We start from the raw sequence: 23,519 nt of genomic DNA on the forward strand, positions 1-23,519 counted from the left end.
CATGACCACCACCCTTTCCATTCCCGACATGAGCTGCGGCCATTGCCGCGCCTCGATCGAAACTGCGCTGAAGCCATTGCCCGGCGTCGCGGCGATCCGGTTCTTGCCGGAAACCCGTCAGGCGGTGATCGAGGGCGATGCCCCGCTCGCCAGCTTGATCAAGGCCCTGGACGAGATCGGATTTCCGGCCAGCCCGGCCTGAAATGTTGCAGCCCTGCCGCAGGATTTTCAAACTGTCGCAAAATTGTGCAATTTCCTGCCGGGCGCTGTGATCCTCTCTTGATGCCCGCCTTGTTCCGACATAACTGGCGACAAAAGCGCCATGGTGCCGCCCGCAGACCGCCGCAATGCGGGATCAGGGTTAACCGGGTGACAGATCAGCCAGTGCAACGGAGCAGTATCATGGCAAAGCAGGACGCGCAGCAACAGGGCGGTGCCCAGGGGCAGCAACAGCAGCAACAGGGCCAGGCAGGCGGGCCAACCCAGCAGCCGCAGCAGGGCGGGCAACCGATCTTCCGCGATTGGGCCGCGATCTGATCTACCGCCGGCTTGGCCCGCACCCGGGGCCATGAAACACGACTTGCAAGACCAGGGGCCAGCCGTCAGGTTGGCCCCGTTGCATTCAGCCCACCGGTATTCCGATGCCTTCACCCGTTTCCAGCATTCCCAATCTTGGCCCGGCCTCGGAAGCGGCCTTTGCCAAGGCAGGGATCCACTCGGCCGAAGAAATCCGCGCCATGGGGCCGGATGCCGCCTATCTGGCCCTACTGCGCGCAGGCACGCCACCGCATTTCATCGGCTATTATGTGCTGGTGATGGGGTTGCAGGGCCGCCCGTGGAATGATTGCAAGGGCGATGAGAAAAAGGCGCTGCGCCAACGGTTTGATGCGATCAAGGCCGAAGGGCTGCAAGCTGCGGCCCCGTCTGGCCTGCCCCGCGATCTGGAGGCGGCGCTGAACGCGCTCGGGGTGCGGGCCAAATGAAAGGGCCGCCCCGAAGGGCGGCCCCCGATCAGACAGGTGGCTGAAATCAGCCGACCAGTTCCAGACCCGAGAAGAAGAACGCGATCTCGCGCGCGGCCGAAGCCTCGCTGTCGGAACCGTGAACCGAGTTTTCGCCCTTGGACAGCGCGAATTCCTTGCGGATGGTGCCTTCGGCAGCGGCGGCCGGATCGGTCGCGCCCATCACTTCACGGTTCTTGGCAATGGCGCCTTCGCCTTCCAGAACCTGCAGAACCACCGGTTCCGAGATCATGAAAGCCACCAGTTCGCCATAGAAGGGGCGTTCCTTGTGCTCGGCATAGAATTCGCCAGCCTGGGCTGCGGTCAGCTGCACGCGCTTGGAGGCGACAACGCGCAGGCCGGCCTCTTCGAACTTGGCAACGATCTTGCCAGTCAGGTTGCGCTTGGTGGCGTCGGGCTTGATGATCGACAGGGTGCGTTCGATGGCCATGGGGCTCTCCGTGGGTTGGGCGCGGATTGCGCCGGAATGGGATGGCTGGGCTGCTAGCACGGGCAGATGACAAAGAAAAGGCACCGCCCGCCCTACGAACGTCGCGCAAAGTCAGTCCTCAAAGTCAGAGGGATCGAATGCGCGCCGCTCGATCTCGCGGATCTTTTCATAGGGCGTGCCCTTCACAGCGCGGCGCACGGCCACCTCTGCGGCATCATAGTCTTCGACATCAAAGCCGAAATTCACCTCTCCTGCACCGATCTCGGCACCGACCCATTCGCCCAAGCTTTCCGCTTCCAAGGCGGCCTCAATCAATTCCATCGCTGCATTCCGAAAATCCAGCGCGCCTGGCGGAAAATCTTGCGACGGGTCGACCCCCGGAATGTCCTTGTAGTCATAGAATATCTCGATGCTTTTCATCATGGCTACACCTCGCTCTGGCGCCTTACACACTGCGGTAAACTTGGTCAGAGACTGTGTCAACGCGGGGACCGATTGATGAAAATACTTGGGCCATGGCGGTCCTCGGCAGTCCATCCATCGCCCACATTGACATCCGGCGAGTGACACGGCATCCCCCGCCCCATGCTGCGCATCTCAGACATCACCTATTCCGTCGAAGGCCGTCCCCTGTTCGAAGGGGCTTCGGCCACCATTCCCACTGGCCACAAGGTCGGCCTTGTCGGGCGCAATGGCGCGGGCAAGACCACGCTGTTCCGCCTGATCCGGGGCGAACTGGCGCTGGAGGGGGGCGAGATTTCCATTCCCGCCCGCGCCCGCATCGGCGGTGTGGCGCAGGAAGTGCCATCGTCCGCCACATCGCTGATCGACACGGTGCTGCAGGCCGATACCGAACGCAGCGCGCTGCTGGCCGAGGCGGATACCGCGACCGACGCACATCGGATTGCCGAAATCCAGACCCGGCTGGCCGATATCGACGCCTGGAGCGCCGAGGGCCGCGCCAGCGCGATCCTGCGGGGCCTGGGATTTGATGCCGAGGCGCAGCTGCGCCCCTGTTCCGATTTCTCGGGCGGGTGGCGGATGCGGGTGGCGCTGGCAGGCGTGCTGTTTGCCCAGCCCGATTACCTGCTGCTGGACGAACCGACCAACTATCTGGATCTGGAAGGCGCGCTCTGGCTGGAGGCCTATCTGCAGAAATACCCCCATACGGTGCTGATCATCAGCCACGACCGGGGCCTGTTGAACCGCGCCGTGCAGGGCATCCTGCATCTGGACAATCGCAAACTGACCTATTGGCAGGGCGGATATGACCAGTTTGCCCGCCAGATGGCCGAACGCCGCGCCGTTCAGGCCGCCGAGGCCAAGAAGGTGGAAGCGCGGCGCGCACATCTGCAAAGCTTTGTGGACCGGTTCAAGGCCAAGGCATCCAAGGCCGTACAGGCGCAAAGCCGGGTCAAGATGCTGGAAAAGCTGACGCCGATCACCGCGCCCGAAGAAGCGCGCAAGATGGTGTTCACCTTCCCCGCCCCCGAAGAGCTGTCGCCCCCCATCGTGAACATGGAAGCCGCCTCGGTCGGCTATGGCGCGAAACCGGTGCTGCGCAACCTGTCGCTGCGCATTGATCAGGATGACCGCATCGCGCTGCTGGGCCGCAACGGTGAAGGAAAATCCACGCTTTCCAAATTGTTGGCTGGCAAACTTCAGACAATGGGCGGCACGCTGCATCGCCATTCCAAACTGCGGATCGGCTTTTTCGCCCAGCATCAGGTGGAAGAGCTGCACGTCGATGAAACGCCGCTGCAGCATGTGCAGCGGCTGCGCCCCGACGAACATCAGGCAAAGCTGCGCGCAAGGCTGGCTGGCTTTGGCCTGATGGCAGAACAGGCCGAAACGGTGGTGGCGCGGCTGTCAGGCGGACAGAAGGCGCGGCTGTCGCTGCTGCTGGCCACGATCGACGCGCCGCATCTTCTGATCCTGGACGAACCGACCAACCACCTGGACATCGAAAGCCGCGAAGCTCTGGTCGAGGCGCTGACCGAATATTCCGGCGCGGTGATCCTGGTCAGCCATGACATGCACCTTCTGGGGTTGGTGGCCGACCGGCTCTGGCTGGTGAAGGGCGGCGCGGTCACCCCTCATGACCGCGATCTGGAAACCTATCGCGGTGAATTGCTGGCCGGCGACGAACCGGCCAAACCCGCCAAACCGGCAGAGAAGCCGAAAAAAGCGAGCCGCGATGAGGTTCTGGCCCTGCGTGCCGAAGTGCGCAAATGCGAGGACCGGCTGGCCAAGCTGAATGACATGCGCGACAAGCTGGCCGCCAAACTGGCTGACCCGGAACTGTATGAAGACAGTCGCAAGGGCGATCTGGCGGTCTGGAACAAGAAATATGCCGAAGTGATGGACGCGCTCGACCGGGCCGAGGCGATGTGGCTGGACGCGCAAGAGGCGCTGGAGAATTCTGGCGCCTGAAGGCAAGGGGGATGGCGCGCAAATATGCTGCGCGCCAATGCACAGAACGCAGACTTGATTGCAGTACGGTGCGAAGGCACATGGATGGCAGACGCATATGAAAGGGCTCTGCCATGACCAACGCGACCATCGAAAGCCTGAAGAAACGCCGCACCCAATATGCCCTGGGCCGCACCAGCAGCCTGTCGGCAGACCAGATCGAGGCGCTGGTGAAAGAGGCGATCCGCCTTGCGCCTTCGTCCTTCAATTCGCAATCCTCGCGCGCCGTCATCCTGTTCGGGGCGGCCTCGGATCAGTTCTGGGCGCTTACGACCGAGGCGCTGCGCGCCGTGGTCCCGGCCGAGAATTTCGCGCCGACCGAAGCCAAGCTGAAATCCTTTGCCGCAGGTCTGGGCACGGTGCTGTTCTACGAAGATCAGTCGGTCGTGGCCGATCTGCAGGCGAAATTCGCGCTTTATGCCGACAATTTCCCGGTCTGGTCGGAACAATCGGCCGGGATGGCGCAGCTTGCGGTCTGGACTGCGCTGGCGGATGCCGGTCTGGGGGCCAGCCTGCAGCATTACAACCCGCTGGCCGATGCCGCTGCCGCAAAGGCCTTTGGCGTGCCGGAAAGCTGGAAACTGCGGGCGCAGATGCCCTTCGGGTCCAATGAAGCGCCTTTCGGCGACAAGGCCTTCATGGATGACGCGGCCCGCTTCAAGACCTTCCACGCCGCAACCGCCTGATCTGGCCCCCATCTGCAGGATTGCCTTCGCGGGCGATCCGCGCCACCATGCCCCGGCAGACAACAGGCCGGGGCATGGTAACCACTTCCTTTCTCATCACCGCGACCGCCACCCTGTTCGTGGTGATCGATCCGCCCGGCCTTGTGCCGCTGTTCATTGCCCTGACGCGGGGCATGAGCGTGGAACGTCGCCGCCGTCTGGCCACCCGCGCCTGCATCATTGCCATCGGCATCTTGGCCGCCTTTGCGGTGGCGGGTGAGGCGCTTCTGGGCTTTATCGGCATTTCGATGCCCGCCTTCCGCATTGCCGGTGGCATTCTGCTGTTCCTGACGGCGCTGGACATGCTGTTTGAACGTCGCACCCAGCGGCGCGAGGGCCAGCACGCCGAACCCGATCATGATCCATCGGTCTTTCCGCTGGCCACCCCCTTGATCGCCGGGTCGGGGGCGATTGCCACCATGATCCTGCTGGTTGGTCAGGCGGGGGGCGGTGCACTTGGCATGGCTGCGGCCATTGGCGTGATGCTGCTGGTCATGGCCACGACCTATGCCTTCCTGCTGGCAGCCCCGCCGCTGGAACGGATGCTGGGCCGCACCGGCACCATCGTGATCACGCGGTTGCTGGGCATGTTGCTGGCCGCGCTTTCGGTGCAATTCGTGATCGACGGCATCCGGGGCACCGGTCTGATCTGATTGCGCGCGCAAGGCCCACCGCTTGACCTGCCTGCCCCCCAACCCCACCATCTGTATTGTCGATTGGAGAGTGCCATGGAAACCGACATGACCGCCCGCGTGATCTATCTGAGCCTGATCCTGGCATCGCTGGGCGGATGGTTCATTGCAGAGTTTCGTGGCCGGATGGGGCAAGGGACGCGGATGTTGCTGGCATGGGGCGCAATCTTCGTGGCGGTCATGGCCGGCTATGGCATCTTTACCGATCTGCGCAGCTCGCAGGTTACCCAACAGCGCGCCGAAGGCGACAGCATCACCGTTCAACGCCAGCCTGACGGGCATTTCTATCTGGTGCTGGAGGTGGACGGCCAACCGATTGAATTCATGGTCGATACCGGGGCCAGCAATATTGTTCTGGGGTCCGATGTTGCAGAGGATCTGGGCATCGACACCGCCGGTCTGGCCTATCTGGGCGAAGCCAGCACCGCCAATGGCGTGGTGCGCACGGCAAGGGTCCGGCTGGAGACGGTCCGGCTTGGTCCCTTTACCGACACCCGCGTCGCCGCCTATGTCACCGATGGCCAGATGGACGGCGCATTGCTGGGCATGGATTACCTGCGGCATTTCCGCATGGAGATTGACGGCAACCAGATGGTGCTGCAGCGCTAGCCCCGATCAGCGCAGCTTACTCCGGTTTGCGTTCTGTCTTCATCTGCCAGCGCCCGGTTTCTTCTGACCAGTATTGCGCATGCAGACCTTCGGCGGTGATGGATTTCCACAGCCCCCGCGCCGCGTTCACCGCGCCTTCATCCTGCCCGTCGAACAGGACCCAAAGCCGTTCAAGCCCTGCTGCCTCACCCGGCAGGGGCTGCGCGCCGTCGATCAGCATCACCGCCTGCGCCCGGTTCGTACCTTCCCCCAGGCCCAGCAGCACAGGTTGGTCTGCATCTTGCGGACCACCTTCGCGGCCATGCGGCAGAAACCCCTCCTCCGGGCCCAGCCAGAGTTTTTCATCCAGCCAGTCCAGCCGGGCGGCATCCGTGCCACGGATCATCACCCGCCACCCTGCCCCAAGCGCGCGCCCGGCCAGGGTGGCCACCGTATCGGCCACCGAGGACCGGGTGATGTGATAGAACAGGACAAGCGCCATCAGCGCTCGAACCGGTCCCGGATCAACCGGTCCAGCGCCATGACGCCCCAGCCGGTCGCGCCTTTGGGGGCCAGCGTGCTGTCGGATGACAAAAGCGCGGTTCCGGCAATGTCCAGATGGATCCAGGGCGTTTCGGGCTTCACGAAGCGGCGCAGGAAATGCGCCGCCGTGATCGATCCGCCATCGCGGCCACAGCTGTTGCGCATGTCGGCCACGCGCGATTTCAGCTTGGCGTCATAGCCATCGCCCATCGGCATGCGCCAGGCCCCTTCACCCTCGGCGGCGGCGGCTTTCAGGAACTGATCGCAGAACCCGTCATGGTTGGAAAACACACCGGTATTTTCATGGCCAAGCGCCACGATGATCGCGCCGGTCAGGGTGGCCAGATCAATCATGCCTGCCGGGGCAAAGCGGTCTTGCGCGTACCAGAGCACATCGGCCAGCACCAGACGGCCTTCGGCATCGGTGTTGATGACCTCGATCGTGTCGCCCTTCATGCTGCGCACCACGTCGCCCGGGCGCTGCGCGCGGCCATCGGGCATGTTTTCCACCAGCCCGACCAGACCCACGACATTGGCCTTCGCCTTGCGCAGGGCCAGCGTACGCATCACGCCCGCCACCACACCTGCGCCGCCCATGTCCATCGTCATTTCCTCCATGCCCGCGGCGGGCTTGATGGAAATGCCGCCGGTGTCAAAGACAACCCCCTTGCCCACCAGCGCCAGCGGTGCCGCATCTTCGGCCCCGCCCTTCCACTGCATGACCACCACCTTGGACGGGCTTTCAGACCCCTGCCCTACACCCAGAAGCGCGCGCATGCCCAGTTCCTTCAACTGCGGCTCTTCGAGGATTTCCACCTCCAGCCCCAGTTCCTGCATGGCGGCCAGACGGGCAGCGAAATCGTCCGTGGTCAGAACGTTCGCCGGTTCGTTCACCAGATCGCGGGTAAAGAACACCCCTTCCGCCAGCGCGGCCAGCGGCGCGGCCTCGGCCGCCACGGCTTCGGGGCCCGGCACCATCAGGGTGACGGGGCCGGGCACCTTCGGATCGGCGGATTTATGGGCCGAAAAATCATAGGCCCGCAGCGCAAGACCAAAGGACAGATCGGCCGCGCGCCCCGCCGTTTCGGCCAGCACCAGCGTGCCCTTGCCTGACAGGCTGCGCCCGATGGCGGCCCCGGCCTTGCGTGCATCTGCCAGATCGGGTTTGCGATCCAGCCGCACCACCTGCACCGCCTCGGCGGTCAATCCTGCGGGCCATGCCAGATCGGCAGCTTCGCCCGGTTTCAGCGCCTGAAAGGCATCCGACGCCAGATAGCGCGCCAGCGCGCCCTTCATCAGCTTGTCCAGCCGCCGCCCGGCCTGTGCCAGTTTCCCCGATCCATCGACCACCAGCGCAATGCGCCCCGGTGCCGTGGCCAGCACATCAGCATCGACAGGTTGGAACTGGATCGGAACGGGATGCGACATCGGATAGCCTTCTCTCTCTGCCGCCCGGCGCGCGGGCTTTTGCCGCCACGCTAGCCAACCGCCACGGGATTTGCCAGATAGCAGTTTTCCCCGCCCCGGATTTGATCTAGCCTGCGCGGCAATGTGAAGGGGCGATGAGGGGCCGGGTGTCGAGATTCGACAGATATCTGCTGTCGCATTTGCTGGCGCTGTTCGGGTTCTTCTCGCTGGTGCTGGTGGCGATCTATTGGGTAAACCGGGCGGTGGGTCTGTTCGACCAACTGATCGGCGATGGCCATTCGGCGCTGGTGTTTCTGGAATTCTCGGCGCTGACGCTGCCCAATGTGATCCGGCTGGTGCTGCCGATTTCCGCCTTTGCGGCAACGGTTTACGGCGTGAACCGCCTGATGGCGGATTCCGAGCTTGTGGTGATGCAGGCCACCGGGTTTTCGGCCTTTCGGCTGGCGCGTCCGGTGCTGTATTTCGGGCTGATCGTGGCGCTGATGATGCTGATCCTGATGCATGTTCTGGTGCCGACCAGCCGCAGCATGCTGGCCGCCCGTTCGGCGGAAATCGCCGAGAATGTCACCTCGCGTTATCTGTCGGATGGCGAATTCATGCATCCCACCGATGGCGTCACGCTTTACATTCGCGACATTACCGAAACCGGCGAATTGCATGATGTCTTCATCGCAGATGACCGCGATCCGAAGAACCGCGCGACCTATACCGCCAGCCGTGCCCTTCTGGCGCGCGGCGACAGCGGGCCAAAGCTTATCATGTTTGACGGCATGGTGCAGGGACTGACGGGCGGGTCGCGTCTTGCGGTAACCCGCTTTGTCGATTTCACCTATGATCTGGGCCGTCTGATCGAGGCCGGCAAACTGCCGGGCCGCACCATGGATGAATTGCCCACCTGGGCGCTGCTGGCGGCAGACCCGGCCTTGGTGGACGAGACCGGACAAAGCCGCGCGGCCTTTCTGTCGGAAGGGCATCAACGCTTTGCCATGCCCTTTCTGGGCACGGCAGCGGCGCTGATCGGCTTTTCGGCGCTGCTTCTGGGCGCGTTTTCACGCTTTGGTCTGTGGCGGCAGATCGGGCTTTCGGTGCTGCTGCTGATCCTTTTGCAACTGGTGAATACCTCGGCCACCGGGCTGAGCCTGCGTGATGACAGCGCCTGGCCGCTGGTCTATGTGGCGCCGGTGCTGGGCATCGCGCTGTCCGGGCTGCTGCTCTGGCTGTCGCAACGGCCCCGGCGGATCCCTGGCGCAAGGGGGGTGGCATGACGCTCAGCCTTTATATTGCGCGGCGGTTCGGCTGGATGGTGCTGCGGGTCTTCCTTGTGTTCTTCGGGATTCTCATGCTGATCGACATGCTCGATCAGCTGCGCCGTTTTTCCGGCAAGGGGGTCGGGCTGGCACAGGCTGCGCAATTGGCGGCGCTGAACGTGCCTGAAAGCCTGTATCGCATCCTGCCGCTCATCATGATCCTTGCGGCGATTGCGCTGTTTCTGGGACTTTCGCGGTCCTCCGAACTGGTGGTGGTGCGGGCGGCAGGGCGGTCGGGGTTGCGGTTTCTGCTGACACCGATTGTGGTGTCGCTGCTGATCGGCGGATTTTCGGTGATGGTTCTGAACCCGCTGGTCGCCGCAACCAGCAAGGAATATGACGCCCTGTATGCGCAATTGGCGCAAGGGGCGGAACGGGTGTTGTCGGTGTCGGATCAGGGGCTCTGGTTGCGTCAGGGAGGCGATGGATCACAGACCGTGATCCATGCTGCCCGGGCCAATGCCGACGGGACCGAACTGTTCGGCGCAACTTTCCTGTCGTTTGATGACGAAGGCCTGCCCCGCGAACGCGTAGAGGCCGAGACCGCCCGGCTGGTGCCCGGGGCATGGGCCCTGACCGAAGCCAAACGCTGGCGGCTTGACGGCGCCAATCCAGAGGCCGGGGCGGAGCTGATCGGCGCAGGCCAGATCTCCTCGGACCTTACGCCCGCCGCAATCCGCGACAGTTTCGGCAGCCCGTCATCCATTCCGGTCTGGGATTTGCCAGCCTATATCCGCGGTCTGGAACGGGCCGGGTTCACTGCGCGCAACCATCAGGTCTGGCTGCAGATGCAATTGGCCTTGCCGGTGCTGATGATGGCCATGGTTCTGGTGGCGGCGGGGTTCACCATGCGCCATGCCCGCTTTGGCAAGACCGGCCTGCTGGTTCTGCTGGCCATTCTGGGCGGCTTTGCCATTTTCTTCCTGCGCAATTTCGCGCAGGTGCTGGGCGAAAACGGCCAGATTCCCGTTCTTCTGGCGGCCTGGGCCCCACCGGTTGCGGCTGTGCTGTTCGCCATGGGCCTGCTGCTGCATCTGGAGGATGGCTGATGCAACTGCGCAAGATCATTGCCGCCCTTCTGCTCTCGGCCCTGCCCTTCGCCACCCCGGCCCGGGCGCAGGATCTGGCATCGCTTGTGGCCGATCGTATAGCGGTTTCAGGCGAAAATGTTCTGGTGGCAGAAGGCGGCGTGATCGTGCGATATCGCGGGCAGACCTTGCGGGCAAACCGCGTCAGCTATGACCGCGCGACCGAACGGTTGGACATCATCGGACCCATTACAGTGACCGATGCGCGCGGCAATATCCTGATGGCCGATGCGGCGGATCTGTCGGCGGACCTCCAGCAAGGGGTTCTGAATTCCGCCCGCATGGTCATGCAGGAAAAGATGCAGATTGCGGCGCGGCAGATCCTGCGCGCGGGTGGACGCTATACGCAGTTGACCGATGCCGTCGCCTCGTCCTGTCAGGTGTGCGCGGCCAATCCGCGCCCGCTGTGGGAAATCCGCGCAGCACGCGTCGTGCATGACGAACTGGAACAGCAGCTCTATTTCGACCGCGCGCAGTTGCGCTTTGCGGGTGTGCCGGTGTTCTTCCTGCCACGTTTGCGGATGCCTGATCCGACACTGGCCCGCGCAACCGGCTTTCTGATGCCGCAATTCCGCACGACGAGTGGTTTGGGATCAGGGATCAAGCAGCCCTATTTCATCACGCTGGGCCCCAGCCGCGACCTGACGCTGACACCCTATCTGTCCACGAAATCCGGCCGGACCCTGGAGGCCCGCTACCGCGAAGCCTTTCCGACGGGCGAGATTGAAGTGACAGGCAGCCTGTCGCGGGATGATATCCGACTGGGCGAGAATCGCGGCTATCTCGCTGCCGAGGGCCGGTTTGATCTGCCCAAGGATTTTACCCTGCGCTTTTCCGGCATGGCGGTCAGCGATCCCGCTTATCTGCTCGATTACGGGATATCCGACGAAGACCGCATCGAAAGCCGCGTCGAAATCAGCCGCACACAGCGCAATGAGTATATCTCGGGGCGGCTGATCCAGGTGCGGTCAATCCGCGACACGGGCGATGCGATCGAAAGCAACTCCACCCTTGCGACGCTGATCGGCGATCTTACATGGCATCGCCGGTTTTCGGGCGGCCCGCTGGGGGGCGAGGCAGGGCTGCGGCTGCAGGCGCATGGGCATTACCGGTCATCCAGTCTGGACACGGATACGGCTGTTGATGAAGACCTGATTGCGGATGGCCGCGACGTGGCCCGCCTGTCGCTGCGCGGCGACTGGCGGCGCAACTGGATTTTCGGCCCCGGCCTGATCGGGGCCGCCCTGGGCGAAGTGTCGGGCGATTTCTATCAGGTCAGGCAGGATGCCACGCTGCCCTCCACCATCAGCCGCCTGCATGGTGCCGCAGCGGTGGAGTTACGCTGGCCATGGGTCGGATCGACCGCCGATGGCGCGGGCCATGTGATCGAACCCGTGGTGCAACTGGTGCTGGCCTCGCGCGACAAGACGCAGACCCCGGCAGAGGACAGCGTGCTGGTGGAATTTGACGAAGGCAACCTGTTCTCGCTCGGCCGGTTTTCCGGTGCCGACGCGCGCGAACAGGGGAACCGGATGAATGTCGGGCTCAGCTATACCCGTTTCGCCCCCGAAGGCTGGAGCCTGTCGGTCGCGGCGGGACGGATATACCGGCAGGCCGACGAGGGGCAGTTCACCGCAGCCTCGGGGCTGGAGGGGATCAATTCAGACTGGCTGACAGCCGCGCAGCTGACCTTTCCGGGCGGGCTTGCCCTGACCAACCGGCTGCTGTTCGGATCGGATTTCGGACTGACCAAGGCGGAATTGCGCATGGATCTTGCGCAGGACCGGTACGGCCTGTCATCCTCCTATATCTGGCTGCAGGCCGATACCGCCGAAAACCGGCCGGACGACACGCAAGAGCTTTATTTCGATGGCCGCTACATGCTGTCGGATACCTGGACCGGCAAGATGCAGGGCCGCTATGATTTTGAAAGCGGGCGTGCCACGCGGGCCGGGCTGGGGCTGGAGTTCCGCAATGAATGTCTGCGCGTCGATCTTTCTCTCTCGCGCCGCTTCACTTCCTCGACTAGTGTAAAGCCGACCACCGATTTCGGGCTTTCGGTCGATCTTCTGGGATTTGGCGGCAGCGCCAAGCCCGGCCCCGCGCAGAAATGCCGGGGATAGGACTGACCGCCACGCCCAGCCATGGATGAGACGACCCGATGACCCGTTTTCAGACCCTGCTTGCCGCAAGTTTTCTGGCCTGTGCCGCCGTGGGGGGCACACCGATGGCCGCGCAGGAAAACCTGTTTGCCGCCCGCATCATCATCAATGACCGCGCGATAACGGAATATGAATACCAGCAGCGCCGGCTGTTCATGCAGCTTCTCGGTGCGCCGGGGGATCTGGACAAACTGGCACTGGACGGTCTGATCGAAGACCGCCTGCGCCAGCAAGAGGCCGAGTTCCTGGACGTGAAGCTGGAGGAAAAAGGTCTGCGCGACGGGATGGAGGAATTCGCCCAACGCGCCAATATGTCAGCCGATGAGTTCATAAAGGTTCTGGCGCAAGCGGGCGTTGCTGCCGAAACCTTCCGCGATTTTGTCGCGGCGGGTGTGGTCTGGCGCGAAATCGTGCGCGCGCGCTTTGGCCAGTCGGCAAGTGTCAGCGAGGCGGAGATTGATCGGGTGATCGAAGGCGAAACCCGGCGCATGGCGCTGAATGTGGCCGTGTCAGAGCTGATCATCCCGGCCCCCGAAGGCCAGGAACAGGCCGTGGTGGCGCTGGCCCGCCGTATTCAGGCCGAGGTGAAAACCGAAGCCGGGTTCGCGGCGGCGGTGGCGCAACATTCCGCAGCGGCATCGCGCGAACGGGGCGGGCGGCTGGATACCATGCCGATCAACCGCTTGCCGCCGGTGATTGCCGGGGTGATCCAGGGGCTGCAACCCGGTCAGGTCTCGGCGCCGGTGGTGATCCCCGGCGCGGTGGCGCTGTTCCAGTTGCGCGGCCAGAGCGAGGTGAAGCCCGAAGACGCGTTGCCCGTTCAGGTGGAATATGCCCGGCTGCGCCTGCCTGCCACCCCGGAAAGTGCCGCCGAGATGAACCGCATCCTGACCCGGTCTGACAATTGCAAGGATCTTTATGGCACGGCGCCGGGATTGACCGAGGATCAGCTGAAGATCGAAACCAGCCCGATGTCGGCGCTGCCTGCTGATCTGGGGCTTGAACTGGCCCGGCTGGACCCCGGCGAAAGCGTGCTGCGCAATCTGGGGGCGGTGCAAGAGGCGGTCATGCTCTGCACCCGCAGCCCGCTGTCGGAAAATCCGGTGGATCGTGGCGCGATCCGCAGCCGGTTGCTGAATGCCAAGCTGGAAAAGAAAAGCGAGATGTATCTGGCGACCCTACGCGCCAATGCGATCATCCGGCAACCGTGACATGGCGCCTGCACCGGTCGCATTGAGCTGCGGCGAACCCGCAGGCATTGGCCCTGAAATTGCCGTGAAGGCGCGGGCCCTGCTGGGGGACAGCCTGCCCTTCTTCTGGATCGGTGATCCGCGCCACCTGCCGCCGGGCAGCCGCTGGCACGAGATCGACGATCCGGCCCGCGCGCGGGATGTGCCCGCCGATAGCCTGCCGGTTCTGCCCCTGCCCTTTGCCGCCCCGGCAAGCCCCGGACAGCTTGACCCCGCCAATGCGGTGGGTGTGATTGCGGCGATCGAACGCGGAGTGGCTCTGGTGCAGGCGGGAGCGGCTTCGGCCCTGTGCACGGCGCCGCTGCACAAGAAGGCGCTGAAGGATGGCGCGGGTTTTGCCTTTCCCGGCCATACCGAATTTCTGGCCCATCTGGCGGGCGGGGCGGATGTGGTGATGATGCTGGCCTCGCCGCTGTTGCGGGTGGTGCCTGCGACCATCCATATTCCGCTGGCCGATGTGCCGCGGATACTGACCCCGGACCTTCTGGAACGGGTGATCCGCCTGACACATGCCGGGCTGATCCGCGATTGCGGGATTGCGCAGCCGCGCATTGCGGTTGCGGGCCTGAACCCCCATGCGGGCGAAGGTGGGGCCATGGGGGCCGAGGATGATGCGATCATCGCCCCCGTCGTGGCACGTCTGGCAGCCGAAGGGATGGCGATCCGGGGGCCCCTGCCCGCCGATACGATGTTTCATGCCCGGGCGCGTGCGGGTTATGATGTGGCAGTCTGCATGTATCACGATCAGGCGCTGATCCCGATCAAGACACTGGATTTAGATGGCGGGGTGAATGTCACGCTGGGCCTGCCCTTCATCCGCACATCGCCCGATCATGGCACCGCGCTGGATATTGCGGGCAAGGGCATGGCGGAACCGTCAAGCCTTGTGGCAGCGCTGCGCATGGCGCATGAAATGGCGGCGGCTCGCCAGGCTTAGGCCCCGGACCCCGGGATATTTGGACCAAGATAAAGGCAGGAGCCAGCCCCATGGCGACAATTGATGGTTTGCCGCCCCTGCGCGAAGTGATCCGGGCGCATGATCTGGTGGCGAAAAAGCAGCTGGGGCAGAACTTCCTGCTCGATCTGAACCTGACGGCCAAGATTGCACGGCAGGCGGGCGATCTGTCGGGCTGTGACGTGCTGGAAGTGGGACCGGGCCCCGGTGGCCTGACGCGCGGATTGCTGGCCGAAGGCGCGCGGCGGGTGCTGGCGGTGGAGAAAGACCCGCGCTGCCTGCCTGCACTGGCCGAGATCCAGGCGGCCTATCCCGGCAAGCTGGACGTGATCAATGGCGACGCGCTGGAGGTTGATGTTCTGGCGCATCTGACGCCCCCGATCCGGGTGGTGGCGAACCTGCCCTATAATGTCGGGACCGAATTGCTGATCCGCTGGCTGACGCCGGCAAGCTGGCCGCCGTTCTGGGACAGTCTGACCCTGATGTTCCAGAAGGAAGTGGCCGAGCGCATCGTGGCCAAGCCGCGCAGCGATCATTACGGGCGACTGGCGCTGCTGGCGCAATGGCGCTGCGAGGCGCGGATCGTGATGCATCTGCCGCCCGAAGCCTTTACGCCCGCGCCCAAGGTTCATTCGGCGGTGGTGCATCTGACCCGGCTGCCCGGTCCGCGCTTTCCGGCGGATGAACGGGTGTTGAGCCGGATCACCGCCATGGCCTTCAACCAGCGGCGCAAGATGCTGCGATCATCGCTCAAGGCCCTGGGCCCCGATATCGAGGACAGGCTGCGCGCAGCGGGGCTGGAACCGACGGCGCGGGCCGAGGAAATCCCTCTGGAAGGGTTCTGCGCCCTGGCGCGGGAGATTTCGGGCTGATCCGGTCTGGTGGAGCCCGCGAAGGCCTGCCGATTTGTGAACGCTTGTTCCAATGAAGAAAAAGGCCCGCATCCAATGCGGGCCTTTTGTCTATTCTGCGGCTTCTGGCGCTTCGGGCTGGCTGCTTTCGGCAGGTTCGGCCTTGGGCTTTTCCGCCTTCGGCTTGCGCGGAGCCGCAGGTTTCCTCACCTTTGGCTTGGCTTCGGCAGCCGGAGCTTCAACGACAGGGGTGTCAACGACCAGGGCCTCGGTCAGCGCAACAGGAGCAGCCGGTTCAATCGCGACCGGAGCGATCACCGGTGCTGCGACCTCTGCGGCCGGAAGTTGGGCCGCATCCTCTGCCCCTGCTGGGGCGGCGGGGGCCGCATCGGGCCGCGGGCCGCGCGGGCCACGACGGTCATCGCCACCGGCGATGCGGTTGCCGCCCTGACGGTTCTGGCCATCGCGATCACGGTTGCCGTCACGATCCCGCCGGTCGTTCTGGCGATCATTCTGCCGGTCATTCTGGCGGGGTTCACGGCGGTCATTCTGCCGGTCCCCCTGTCTTTCACCCTGCCGGTCATGCTGCCGATCATTCTGGCGGCGACCTTCGGTTTCGGCGCGCTGCGGCTTCATCTCGGGCGTATCGACCAGGATCGACTCTTCGTCACCGGTGAACCCGGCCCCGATCACATCGGGCTGATCGCCACCGCCGATATCGCGATCTTCGCGCGGATCGGGCCGGAAATCGCCACGTTCGTTGCGATAATCGCCCCGGTCGCGGCCTTGCTGACCATTCTGATTGTTCTGATACTGCTGCTGACGGGCCTCTTGTTCGGCGGCCAGTTCCCGCTGCGCCTCGCCCAGCATGCGGGTATAATGCTCGGCGTGCTGCAGAAAGTTCTCGGCGGCAACCCTGTCATTGGACAATTGGGCATCGCGCGCGAGGAAGAGATATTTCTCGATGATCTGCTGCGGCGTGCCGCGCACCTTGCCTTCGGGGCCGGAGCTGTCGAAGACACGGTTGACAATGTTGCCCATTGTGCGCGGGCGGTTCGACTTCGAACGCGAGCGGGATTTGGAGGATCTCATCTTGTCCTTTGATCCAGTTTGACTGGCGGTGACTTCGGGCCTGAATTACCGGGGCCAATAGCCCGGCGGGCGCGTCAACCTGCTTCTTGTGCTTTTCGGCATGGTCGCAGCGGGGTGCAAACCACCTGCCTGCTGCTCCCGAGTAACCACGGGCGGGCCAGTCTGACAAGCGGATTCTGGGGGGCGGGCCGCAAATTGCGGCAAAATGCTGCCAATGCGCAGCGGATGGCACGGGTCAGACCGGGGCCCGGGCTGAAACCACGCGGTCCCGCCCATCGAAATCGGGCAGGACCACCACGTCGCAGAAGCCAGCCGCGACAAAGAAACTGGCGACGGCAGCACCCTGAATGGGACCGATTTCCACCATCAGGCGCCCACCGGGCGCCAGATGGGCCAGGGCGCCAGCGGCTATGGCGCGATAGGCCGACAGGCCATCGGCCCCGTCGGTCAGGGCCATATGGGGTTCATGGTCGCGCACGTCGGGGGCCAAGCCCGCCATTTCATCCAGCGCGATATAGGGCGGGTTCGACACGATCAGATCAAAGCGCCCGGTGATTGCCGCCCACCAATCCGACTGAATGACCTGCGCCCGATGGGCCAGACCGAGTGCCTCGGCATTGGCCGCAGCGACGACAAGGGCATCGGGCGAAAGATCGGCCCCCAGACCGGTGGCTGCGGGGCGTTCTGCCAGCAGGGTGAGCAATATGGCCCCCGATCCGGTGCCCAGATCAAGCAGACGGGTGAAGGGCTGATCCAGCGCAGCCGCGATCAGCGTTTCGGTTTCGGGGCGTGGGTCCAGCACATCAGGCGTGACGATGAAATCGCGGCCCCAGAATTGCCGCTGCCCGGTGATCTGGCTGACGGGCTGGCGATTGGCCCGGGCGGATAGGCAGGCTTCAAGGGCCGCCGCCACCGCATCGGGCAAAGGATCGTGCAGCGCCAGCATGACCTTGTCGGCAGATATGCCCATCGCATGGGCCAGCAGAAGCCGCACGTCGCGTGCAGGATCGGCGATCCCTGCCGCCTGCAACTGCGCAACCCCGGCACGGAAGGCCGCAGCGCCGGTCACACTCATGCCTCCATCTCGGCCAGTTTGGCAGCTTGATCATGGGCCACCAGCGCCTCGATCAGCGCGCCAAGATCGCCTTGCATGATTTGCGGCAGGGCATAAAGCGTCAGGTTGATGCGGTGGTCCGTCATCCGCCCTTGCGGGAAGTTGTAGGTGCGGATGCGTTCGCTGCGATCCCCCGACCCGACCTGCGCCTTGCGGTCGGCTGCGCGCGATTGCGCGGCACGGTCGCGTTCCAGGTCGTAGAGCCGGGCGCGCAGCACCTGCATGGCAATCGCGCGGTTCTGATGCTGCGATTTTTCTGACGAGGTGACGATGATCCCGGTCGGGATATGGGTGATGCGAACCGCCGAATCGGTGGTGTTCACATGCTGACCACCTGCACCGCTGGCACGCATCGTATCGATGCGGATATCACTGGCCGGAATGTCGATATCGACCTCTTCGGCCTCGGGCAGTACGGCGACAGTGGCGGCCGATGTATGGATGCGCCCGCCTGCCTCGGTTTCCGGCACACGTTGCACGCGATGGGTGCCCGCCTCGTATTTCAACTGGGCAAAGACCCCTGCCCCCTGAACATGGGCCGTGAATTCCTTCAGCCCGCCCAGATCGGATTGCTGGCTTTCCAGCACTTCGAAGCGCCAGCCCCGGCTTTCGGCAAACCGCTGGTACATCCGCGCCAGATCGGCCGCGAACAGGGCTGCCTCTTCACCGCCCGTGCCGGGGCGAATCTCCAGGATCGCGGGCCGGGCATCTGCAGCGTCGCGCGGCAACAGCGCCAAGCGCAAGGCCTGCTCCATCTCAGGGAGGCGCGCCTTGAGCCGGGGCAGTTCCTCTTCGGCCAGCGCCTTCATCTCGGGGTCTGACAACCAGCCCTCGGCTTCCGTCAGGTCGGCCAGCGCCGTGCGATAGGCCGCAATCTGGGCGACCACGGGCTTCAACTCGGCATATTCGCGGCTGAGCCCGGCAATCTCGGCCGGGCTGGCGCCTTCGCCGAGTTTGGCTTCGAGAAACTCGAAGCGGCGGGTGATCTGGTCAAGCTTGTCAAAGGGAACCATGGCAGCGGATGTGCCGCCGCCATGGCCTGCGGTCAAGAGGCAAAGCCGATCAGAACGTCACTTCTGCCACAACGGCGCGGTGATCCGATGGCCAGGGCATGACCTTGATGTCGCTGCGCGGGCCATCTTCGCCCACTATGGCCGCATCTTTCACCTGCAACCCGGTTCCCTTGGCAAAGACGAAATCGATGCGGTCGGGGTGATCGTCGGTTGCGGTTTCGTCATAGCGCGGGGTCCAGGTGAAGGCAGGCTTGGCCACCGGGTCGGGATGGACGCCGCGATAGGTATCGACAAAGCCCTGATCCTCCAGCCGCTTGACCGTCGGCCAATCCACCTTGACCGGATGCAGACCCGCTGTCACGGCGGCCTCGGTCCAGTCATGCCCGGAGGGTTCGTTGAAATCGCCGGTCACGAAAATGGCCGCTGCATCCTGCGCCGCCGCCATATCCGCCGCCAGCAGCTCCATGGCCGGGCCACGGGTGCGGCTGGCATAGTCCTGCGCTTCGGCTTCGGTCTTGATGAAGGGTGCCGGGCCATATTCGATGCCCAGAAGCTGATAGGGTTGATAGGGTTCATCATCGTGGTGGATGTTGAACAGCCAGACCTTGCGGCCTTCTACATCAATCTCGACCCCCAGATCATTGGCCGAGACCGCGCCGATCGGATGCCGGGAAATCACCGCATTGGCCCAGAGCGCCCCGTTCTGAGCGACCTGATCATGCACATGCCAGCCCAATGCGGCAGCGATGGCGGGTGCCGCCGAAGGGCCGGCAGGCGGGCAACTGTCGGCCTCGCAAGGGTCGGTTTCGGCCCGGGTCTCCTGCAGGCCGACGATATCAGCCCCCGCAGCCCGGATCGCGGCGACGGTTTCCTCGATCCCCTTGCTTTCGTTCACACCGCCGCCCCAGATATTGAAGCTCATCACCCGCAGCGTGGTGTCCGCCAAGGCAGGGCTGGCCAGAGTCAAAAGCGCAAGTGTCCATCCATAGCGGTGCATCGCGGGCTCCATGATTGCGGCTGGGACCTGAGTGCCACGGGGACAAGACAGCAGGATGACAGGCTGTCAGCGCAAGGCCTGCAGCCAGCGTTCGGCGCGGGCGCGGTTCACCCCAAGATCGGAATAGCCAAAGCGCGACCGCGACCACAGCCGGAAGGTCGAGCCGCCCGGCGCAGGCAGGGTTTCGACCGTGACAAGATCAGGAAACCCCCAAAGTGCCGAGCGTTGCACGAAGGTCATCCGCCCTTCAGCGGGGCTGCCCGCCAACAGGCGGGTGCGCGGTTCGCCCAATGCGATGCTGGCGATGCGTTCGGCCAGAAGTTCGGGCGTCATCGCAAATACCGGGGCGGCAATATCGCCGCCCTCGGGTCGGATACGGATGTCATTCGGCTTGCCACTGCGCCGGACATTTTCAAGGCTGACATGCCAGACCCCAGGGTCCAGCGGGGCCAACCTCACAAAAGCGGAAAAGGTCAACGCGGCCAGAAATGGCAGACCGAAGGTGACAAGCGCGATCCATTTCATCTGCGGGTTTTGGCCCAGTGATAAAGGCAGATCAGTTCATAGGCGACATGCGCCCCGGCAATCGCCGTTGCCCCGGTGGTATCATAGGGCGGGGACACCTCGACCACATCGCCGCCGACAATGTTGATCCCGGCCAGATCGCGCAGGATGGCCGCCGCCTGCCAGCTGTGCAGGCCCCCCCAGACCGGCGTGCCGGTGCCCGGCGCATAGGCCGGATCAAGCGCGTCGATATCGAAGGTCAGATAGACAGGGTTGTCGCCGACAATCGCCTTCACCTTTTCGACAATCGCGGCCACGCCGATTTCATGGCAGGTGCGCGCCTCCAGCACATTCATGCCCAGGTAATCCTCGCAGAAGGTGCGAATCCCGATCTGGACCGAACGCGTCGGATCGACGACACCCGTCTTAACCGCCTTGTACATCATGGTGCCGTGGTCGATCCGGGTCAGATCATCATCCTGCCACAGGTCGGAATGGGCATCGAAATGGATCACGCTCATCGGGCCGAACTTTTCGGCATAGGCCTTCAGGATCGGCCATGTGATGAAGTGATCGCCCCCCAGCGTTACCGTCCCTGCCCCGGCAGCAAGGATGGTGCGGATGTGATCGGTCAGGCGGTCGGGGAAATCGGCGGTCTTGGCGTAATCGAAGGCCAGATCGCCATAATCGATCACGCTGATCTCATCCAGCGGATCGGTGCCCCAGCCTTGCGGCGGATCATAGGGTTGCAGGGTGCTGGCCTCGCGGATGGCGCGCGGCCCAAAACGGGTGCCGGTGCGATGGGTGACCGCCTGATCGAAGGGCACACCTGTCACAGCCAGATCGACCCCGGTCAGATCCTTGGTATAGCTGCGCCGCAAGAAGCTGGTGGCCCCGCCAAAGGCGTTTTCAAAGGCATAGCCGCGCAGGCCTTTGCGGGTGAAAGCGGTATCAACCTCGTTCTTGGCATCTTCCATAGCCATCGGAACGCTCCTGTTCATGAAGCGGTCGTCATTCTGTGCCTCGGAGACGCGCCGGATCCGGTTGCCATGACAGGGCCAGAGCCTTGCGCGCTTGTCAAGCCGGGCAGACCATACGCGGCTTGAAGATTTTACTTGTTATACGCGCGTATAATATGCTTTCCTGCCCCGAACATCCTCCGGGAGGCAGCCGATGCGCGACCCACGCCACGACATCCTGTTCACACCTGTTCAAGTGGGTCCACTGACGGTGAAGAACCGGTTCTGGCAGGTGCCGCATTGTTCTGGCATGGGCTATCGCTATCCCAATGCCGAGGCGCGGATGCGCGGGATCAAGGCCGAAGGCGGCTGGGGCGTCATTTCGACCCAAGAGGCCGAAATCCATCCGACCTCCGACATCTCGCCCGCCAACGAGGCGCGGCTCTGGTCGGTCGAAGATGTGCCTGCCCTGCGTGCCATGACTGATGCCGTGCATGAGCACGGCGCGCTGGCGGCGATTCAACTGGTGCATAACGGGCTGCACAGCGCAAACCGCTATAGCCGGATGATCCCGCTTGGCCCCTCGCCCGCGGTCTATGACGGCAATGATCCGGTTCAGGCGCGGGCCATGGACAAATCCGATATTGCCGACATGCGCCGCTGGTATCGCGAGGCAGCGCTCCGGGCGCGCGATGCGGGCTTTGACATTGTCTATGTCTATGCCGGACATGACATGAGCGTGCTGCAACATTTCCTCAGCCGCCGTCACAATCACCGCAGTGACGAATATGGCGGCACTTTCGAAAACCGGTTGCGGCTGTTCCGCGAAGTGATCGGCGATGTGCGCGATGCCATCGGGGATCGCTGCGCGCTGGCGGTGCGGCTGGCGGTCGATGAACTTCTGGGCCCTGAAGGCATCACCTGCGAGGGCGAAGGCCATGACATCATCGCGGCCCTGGCCGAAGTGCCCGATATCTGGGATGTGAACCTGTCGGGCTGGCCCAATGACAGCCAGACCTCGCGCTTTGCGCCCGAAGGGTTTCAGGAACCCTATATCGGCTTTGTGAAATCCGTCACCACCAAGCCGGTGGTGGGCGTCGGGCGCTATACCAGCCCCGACAGCATGGTGCGGGTGATCCGTCAGGGGATCATGGATTTCATCGGTGCCGCCCGGCCCTCGATCGCCGATCCCTTCCTGCCGGTGAAGATTGCCGAAGGCCGGTTGCAGGACATCCGGGAATGCATTGGCTGTAACATCTGCACCAGCGGCGACAATACGTCTGTGCCGATGCGCTGCACCCAGAACCCCACCGTGGGCGAAGAATGGCGGCGCGGCTGGCACCCGGAACGCATTGCCCCGCTTGAAAGCCCGACGCAGGTTCTGGTGGTGGGCGGGGGCCCGGCAGGGCTGGAGGCTGCGCGCGCATTGGCCGCCCGTGGGGCCGAAGTGACGCTGGCCGAAGCAGGCGGCGAATGGGGGGGCAGGGTCAGCCGCGAATCGCGGCTGCCCGGCCTGGCCACCTGGGGCCGGGTGCGCGATTGGCGGCTGCTGCAGTTGCAGGATCGCCCGAATGTGCAGATGTATCTGCACAGCCCGATGGGCGCGGACGAGGTGCTGGCAATGGGTCTGCCGCATGTGGTGCTGGCGACCGGGGCGCGGTGGCGGGCCGATGGTGTCGGGCGCTGGCACCGCCTGCCCCCGGGCGATCTGGGCAAGGTTCTGACCCCCGATGATCTGATGTCAGGCGCCAGCCTGCCCGAAGGCCCGGTCGTCATCTTTGATGACGATTGCTATTACATGGGCGGTCTGATGGCCGAAATCGCGATCAAGGCCGGGGCCGAGGTGACGTTGGTCACGCCCGACAGCATGGTCGGCTCTTTTACCCAGAACACGCTGGAACAGGGGCGCATCCAGACCCGGCTGCTGGAAATGGGGGTGCGGATCGTGACGGCGCACCGGCTGGAAGGGCGCAAGGGCAATGTGCTGGAGGTTGCCTGCACCTATACAGGGCGGATCATGCGGCTGGATTGCGCAACGCTGATCAGCGTCACTGCGCGCCTGCCGGAACAGGATCTGTGGCAGGCGCTGAAGGCACGTCGGGCCGATTGGGTCGATGCCGGATTGCGGTCTGTCACCCGCATTGGCGACTGTCTGGCCCCCGGCACCATTGCTGCGGCGAATTACGCAGGCCATCTCTATGCACAGGATTTCGGCAGCGTCAGCGCCACGATCCCCTTCCGCCGCGAAGACGTGGCGCAATTGTTCACGATGTAGCTGCGCCCCTTTGCGGGCGGCAGGCCGGGCCTGCCCCATTCGGGGGCAGACC

General features: G+C 64.1%; 23 protein-coding genes and 1 pseudogene. 14 read left to right on the forward strand and 10 right to left on the reverse strand.

Annotated features, from left to right (window positions below; genetic code table 11):
* Position 1 precedes the first annotated feature (1 nt).
* The 3 genes from V6590_RS02430 (at position 2) to V6590_RS02440 (ending at position 983) form a co-directional block, all read left to right on the forward strand.
* Positions 2-202: a heavy-metal-associated domain-containing protein gene (locus V6590_RS02430; RefSeq protein WP_335418988.1), complete on the forward strand. Its 201-nt coding sequence runs from the start codon at positions 2-4 to the stop codon at positions 200-202.
* A gap of 200 nt (positions 203-402) precedes the next feature.
* Positions 403-537 carry a hypothetical protein gene (locus V6590_RS02435; RefSeq protein ID WP_335418991.1) on the forward strand — a complete coding sequence of 45 codons (135 nt, stop codon included), beginning with the start codon at positions 403-405 and terminating at the stop codon, positions 535-537.
* 104 nt (positions 538-641) lie between these two features.
* Complete coding sequence (locus V6590_RS02440; RefSeq protein ID WP_335418994.1) at positions 642-983, forward strand: TfoX/Sxy family protein; 342 nt, start codon at positions 642-644, stop codon at positions 981-983.
* Between the two features lie 46 nt (positions 984-1,029).
* Here V6590_RS02440 and ndk read toward each other — a convergent pair whose 3' ends face one another.
* Both ndk and V6590_RS02450 read right to left on the reverse strand, forming a co-directional pair.
* Positions 1,030-1,452, reverse strand: a complete 423-nt coding sequence (gene ndk, locus V6590_RS02445; protein WP_335418996.1) for a nucleoside-diphosphate kinase — start codon at positions 1,450-1,452, stop codon at positions 1,030-1,032.
* Between the two features lie 111 nt (positions 1,453-1,563).
* Positions 1,564-1,875 (reverse strand): hypothetical protein, encoded by a 312-nt coding sequence (locus V6590_RS02450; protein WP_335419001.1) that lies wholly within the window; start codon positions 1,873-1,875, stop codon positions 1,564-1,566.
* 162 nt (positions 1,876-2,037) lie between these two features.
* Between V6590_RS02450 and V6590_RS02455 the strand changes: the two genes are divergently transcribed.
* From V6590_RS02455 to V6590_RS02470, 4 genes are all read left to right on the forward strand, one after another.
* Positions 2,038-3,885 (forward strand): ABC-F family ATP-binding cassette domain-containing protein, encoded by a 1,848-nt coding sequence (locus V6590_RS02455; RefSeq protein ID WP_335419004.1) that lies wholly within the window; start codon positions 2,038-2,040, stop codon positions 3,883-3,885.
* A 113-nt stretch (positions 3,886-3,998) separates the two neighbouring features.
* Positions 3,999-4,610: a nitroreductase family protein gene (locus tag V6590_RS02460; RefSeq protein ID WP_335419008.1), complete on the forward strand. Its 612-nt coding sequence runs from the start codon at positions 3,999-4,001 to the stop codon at positions 4,608-4,610.
* Between the two features lie 74 nt (positions 4,611-4,684).
* Positions 4,685-5,302, forward strand: a complete 618-nt coding sequence (locus tag V6590_RS02465; protein ID WP_335419011.1) for a MarC family protein — start codon at positions 4,685-4,687, stop codon at positions 5,300-5,302.
* Between the two features lie 75 nt (positions 5,303-5,377).
* Positions 5,378-5,950, forward strand: a complete 573-nt coding sequence (locus tag V6590_RS02470; RefSeq protein ID WP_335419013.1) for a retropepsin-like aspartic protease family protein — start codon at positions 5,378-5,380, stop codon at positions 5,948-5,950.
* 16 nt (positions 5,951-5,966) lie between these two features.
* Here the strand turns inward: V6590_RS02470 and V6590_RS02475 are convergent, their stop codons facing one another.
* Positions 5,967-6,431, reverse strand: coding sequence for a DNA polymerase III subunit chi (locus V6590_RS02475; protein WP_335419016.1), 465 nt, complete (start codon positions 6,429-6,431; stop codon positions 5,967-5,969).
* Positions 6,431-7,900, reverse strand: a complete 1,470-nt coding sequence (locus V6590_RS02480) for a leucyl aminopeptidase (RefSeq protein ID WP_335419019.1) — start codon at positions 7,898-7,900, stop codon at positions 6,431-6,433. Before V6590_RS02480 ends, V6590_RS02475 begins: the two co-directional genes overlap by 1 nt.
* 146 nt (positions 7,901-8,046) lie before the next feature.
* Between V6590_RS02480 and lptF the strand changes: the two genes are divergently transcribed.
* Genes lptF through rsmA form a run of 6 tightly spaced genes read left to right on the forward strand, consistent with a single transcriptional unit; the run spans position 8,047 to position 15,534 of the window.
* Positions 8,047-9,165 (forward strand): LPS export ABC transporter permease LptF, encoded by a 1,119-nt coding sequence (lptF, locus tag V6590_RS02485; RefSeq protein ID WP_335419022.1) that lies wholly within the window; start codon positions 8,047-8,049, stop codon positions 9,163-9,165.
* Complete coding sequence (gene lptG, locus V6590_RS02490; RefSeq protein ID WP_335419025.1) at positions 9,162-10,256, forward strand: LPS export ABC transporter permease LptG; 1,095 nt, start codon at positions 9,162-9,164, stop codon at positions 10,254-10,256. The genes lptF and lptG overlap by 4 nt, the downstream gene beginning before the upstream one ends.
* Positions 10,256-12,418, forward strand: a complete 2,163-nt coding sequence (locus V6590_RS02495) for an LPS-assembly protein LptD (RefSeq protein ID WP_335419026.1) — start codon at positions 10,256-10,258, stop codon at positions 12,416-12,418. The genes lptG and V6590_RS02495 overlap by 1 nt, the downstream gene beginning before the upstream one ends.
* 38 nt (positions 12,419-12,456) lie before the next feature.
* Positions 12,457-13,668 carry a peptidylprolyl isomerase gene (locus V6590_RS02500; RefSeq protein ID WP_335419029.1) on the forward strand — a complete coding sequence of 404 codons (1,212 nt, stop codon included), beginning with the start codon at positions 12,457-12,459 and terminating at the stop codon, positions 13,666-13,668.
* Position 13,669: 1 nt separating this feature from the next.
* Complete coding sequence (gene pdxA / locus V6590_RS02505) at positions 13,670-14,644, forward strand: 4-hydroxythreonine-4-phosphate dehydrogenase PdxA (protein ID WP_335419032.1); 975 nt, start codon at positions 13,670-13,672, stop codon at positions 14,642-14,644.
* A 50-nt stretch (positions 14,645-14,694) separates the two neighbouring features.
* A complete protein-coding gene (gene rsmA, locus V6590_RS02510) occupies positions 14,695-15,534 on the forward strand; it encodes a 16S rRNA (adenine(1518)-N(6)/adenine(1519)-N(6))-dimethyltransferase RsmA (RefSeq protein ID WP_335419036.1) in 840 nt (279 codons plus the stop codon).
* Between the two features lie 815 nt (positions 15,535-16,349).
* Here rsmA and V6590_RS20935 read toward each other — a convergent pair.
* The 6 genes and pseudogenes from V6590_RS20935 to speB form a co-directional block, all read right to left on the reverse strand.
* Positions 16,350-16,605, reverse strand: a pseudogene (locus V6590_RS20935) (DUF4167 domain-containing protein); the annotation flags it as partial.
* 235 nt (positions 16,606-16,840) lie between these two features.
* Positions 16,841-17,680, reverse strand: coding sequence for a peptide chain release factor N(5)-glutamine methyltransferase (prmC, locus tag V6590_RS02520; RefSeq protein ID WP_434063215.1), 840 nt, complete (start codon positions 17,678-17,680; stop codon positions 16,841-16,843).
* Complete coding sequence (gene prfA / locus V6590_RS02525) at positions 17,677-18,732, reverse strand: peptide chain release factor 1 (RefSeq protein ID WP_335419038.1); 1,056 nt, start codon at positions 18,730-18,732, stop codon at positions 17,677-17,679. Before prfA ends, prmC begins: the two co-directional genes overlap by 4 nt.
* A gap of 49 nt (positions 18,733-18,781) precedes the next feature.
* Positions 18,782-19,729, reverse strand: coding sequence for an endonuclease/exonuclease/phosphatase family protein (locus V6590_RS02530; protein ID WP_335419040.1), 948 nt, complete (start codon positions 19,727-19,729; stop codon positions 18,782-18,784).
* Positions 19,730-19,795: 66 nt separating this feature from the next.
* Entirely contained in the window at positions 19,796-20,254 is a 459-nt protein-coding gene (locus V6590_RS02535) for a DUF1499 domain-containing protein (RefSeq protein WP_335419043.1), read from the reverse strand.
* On the reverse strand, positions 20,251-21,216 hold the full coding sequence (gene speB, locus V6590_RS02540) for an agmatinase (protein WP_335419046.1): 966 nt from the start codon (positions 21,214-21,216) through the stop codon (positions 20,251-20,253). The genes V6590_RS02535 and speB overlap by 4 nt, the downstream gene beginning before the upstream one ends.
* 190 nt (positions 21,217-21,406) lie before the next feature.
* Between speB and V6590_RS02545 the strand changes: the two genes are divergently transcribed.
* Positions 21,407-23,467, forward strand: coding sequence for an oxidoreductase (locus tag V6590_RS02545; RefSeq protein WP_335419049.1), 2,061 nt, complete (start codon positions 21,407-21,409; stop codon positions 23,465-23,467).
* Positions 23,468-23,519: the final 52 nt, after the last annotated feature.

The sequence above is a fragment of the Gemmobacter denitrificans genome (assembly GCF_036964905.1).
GTDB lineage: Bacteria > Pseudomonadota > Alphaproteobacteria > Rhodobacterales > Rhodobacteraceae > Gemmobacter > Gemmobacter denitrificans.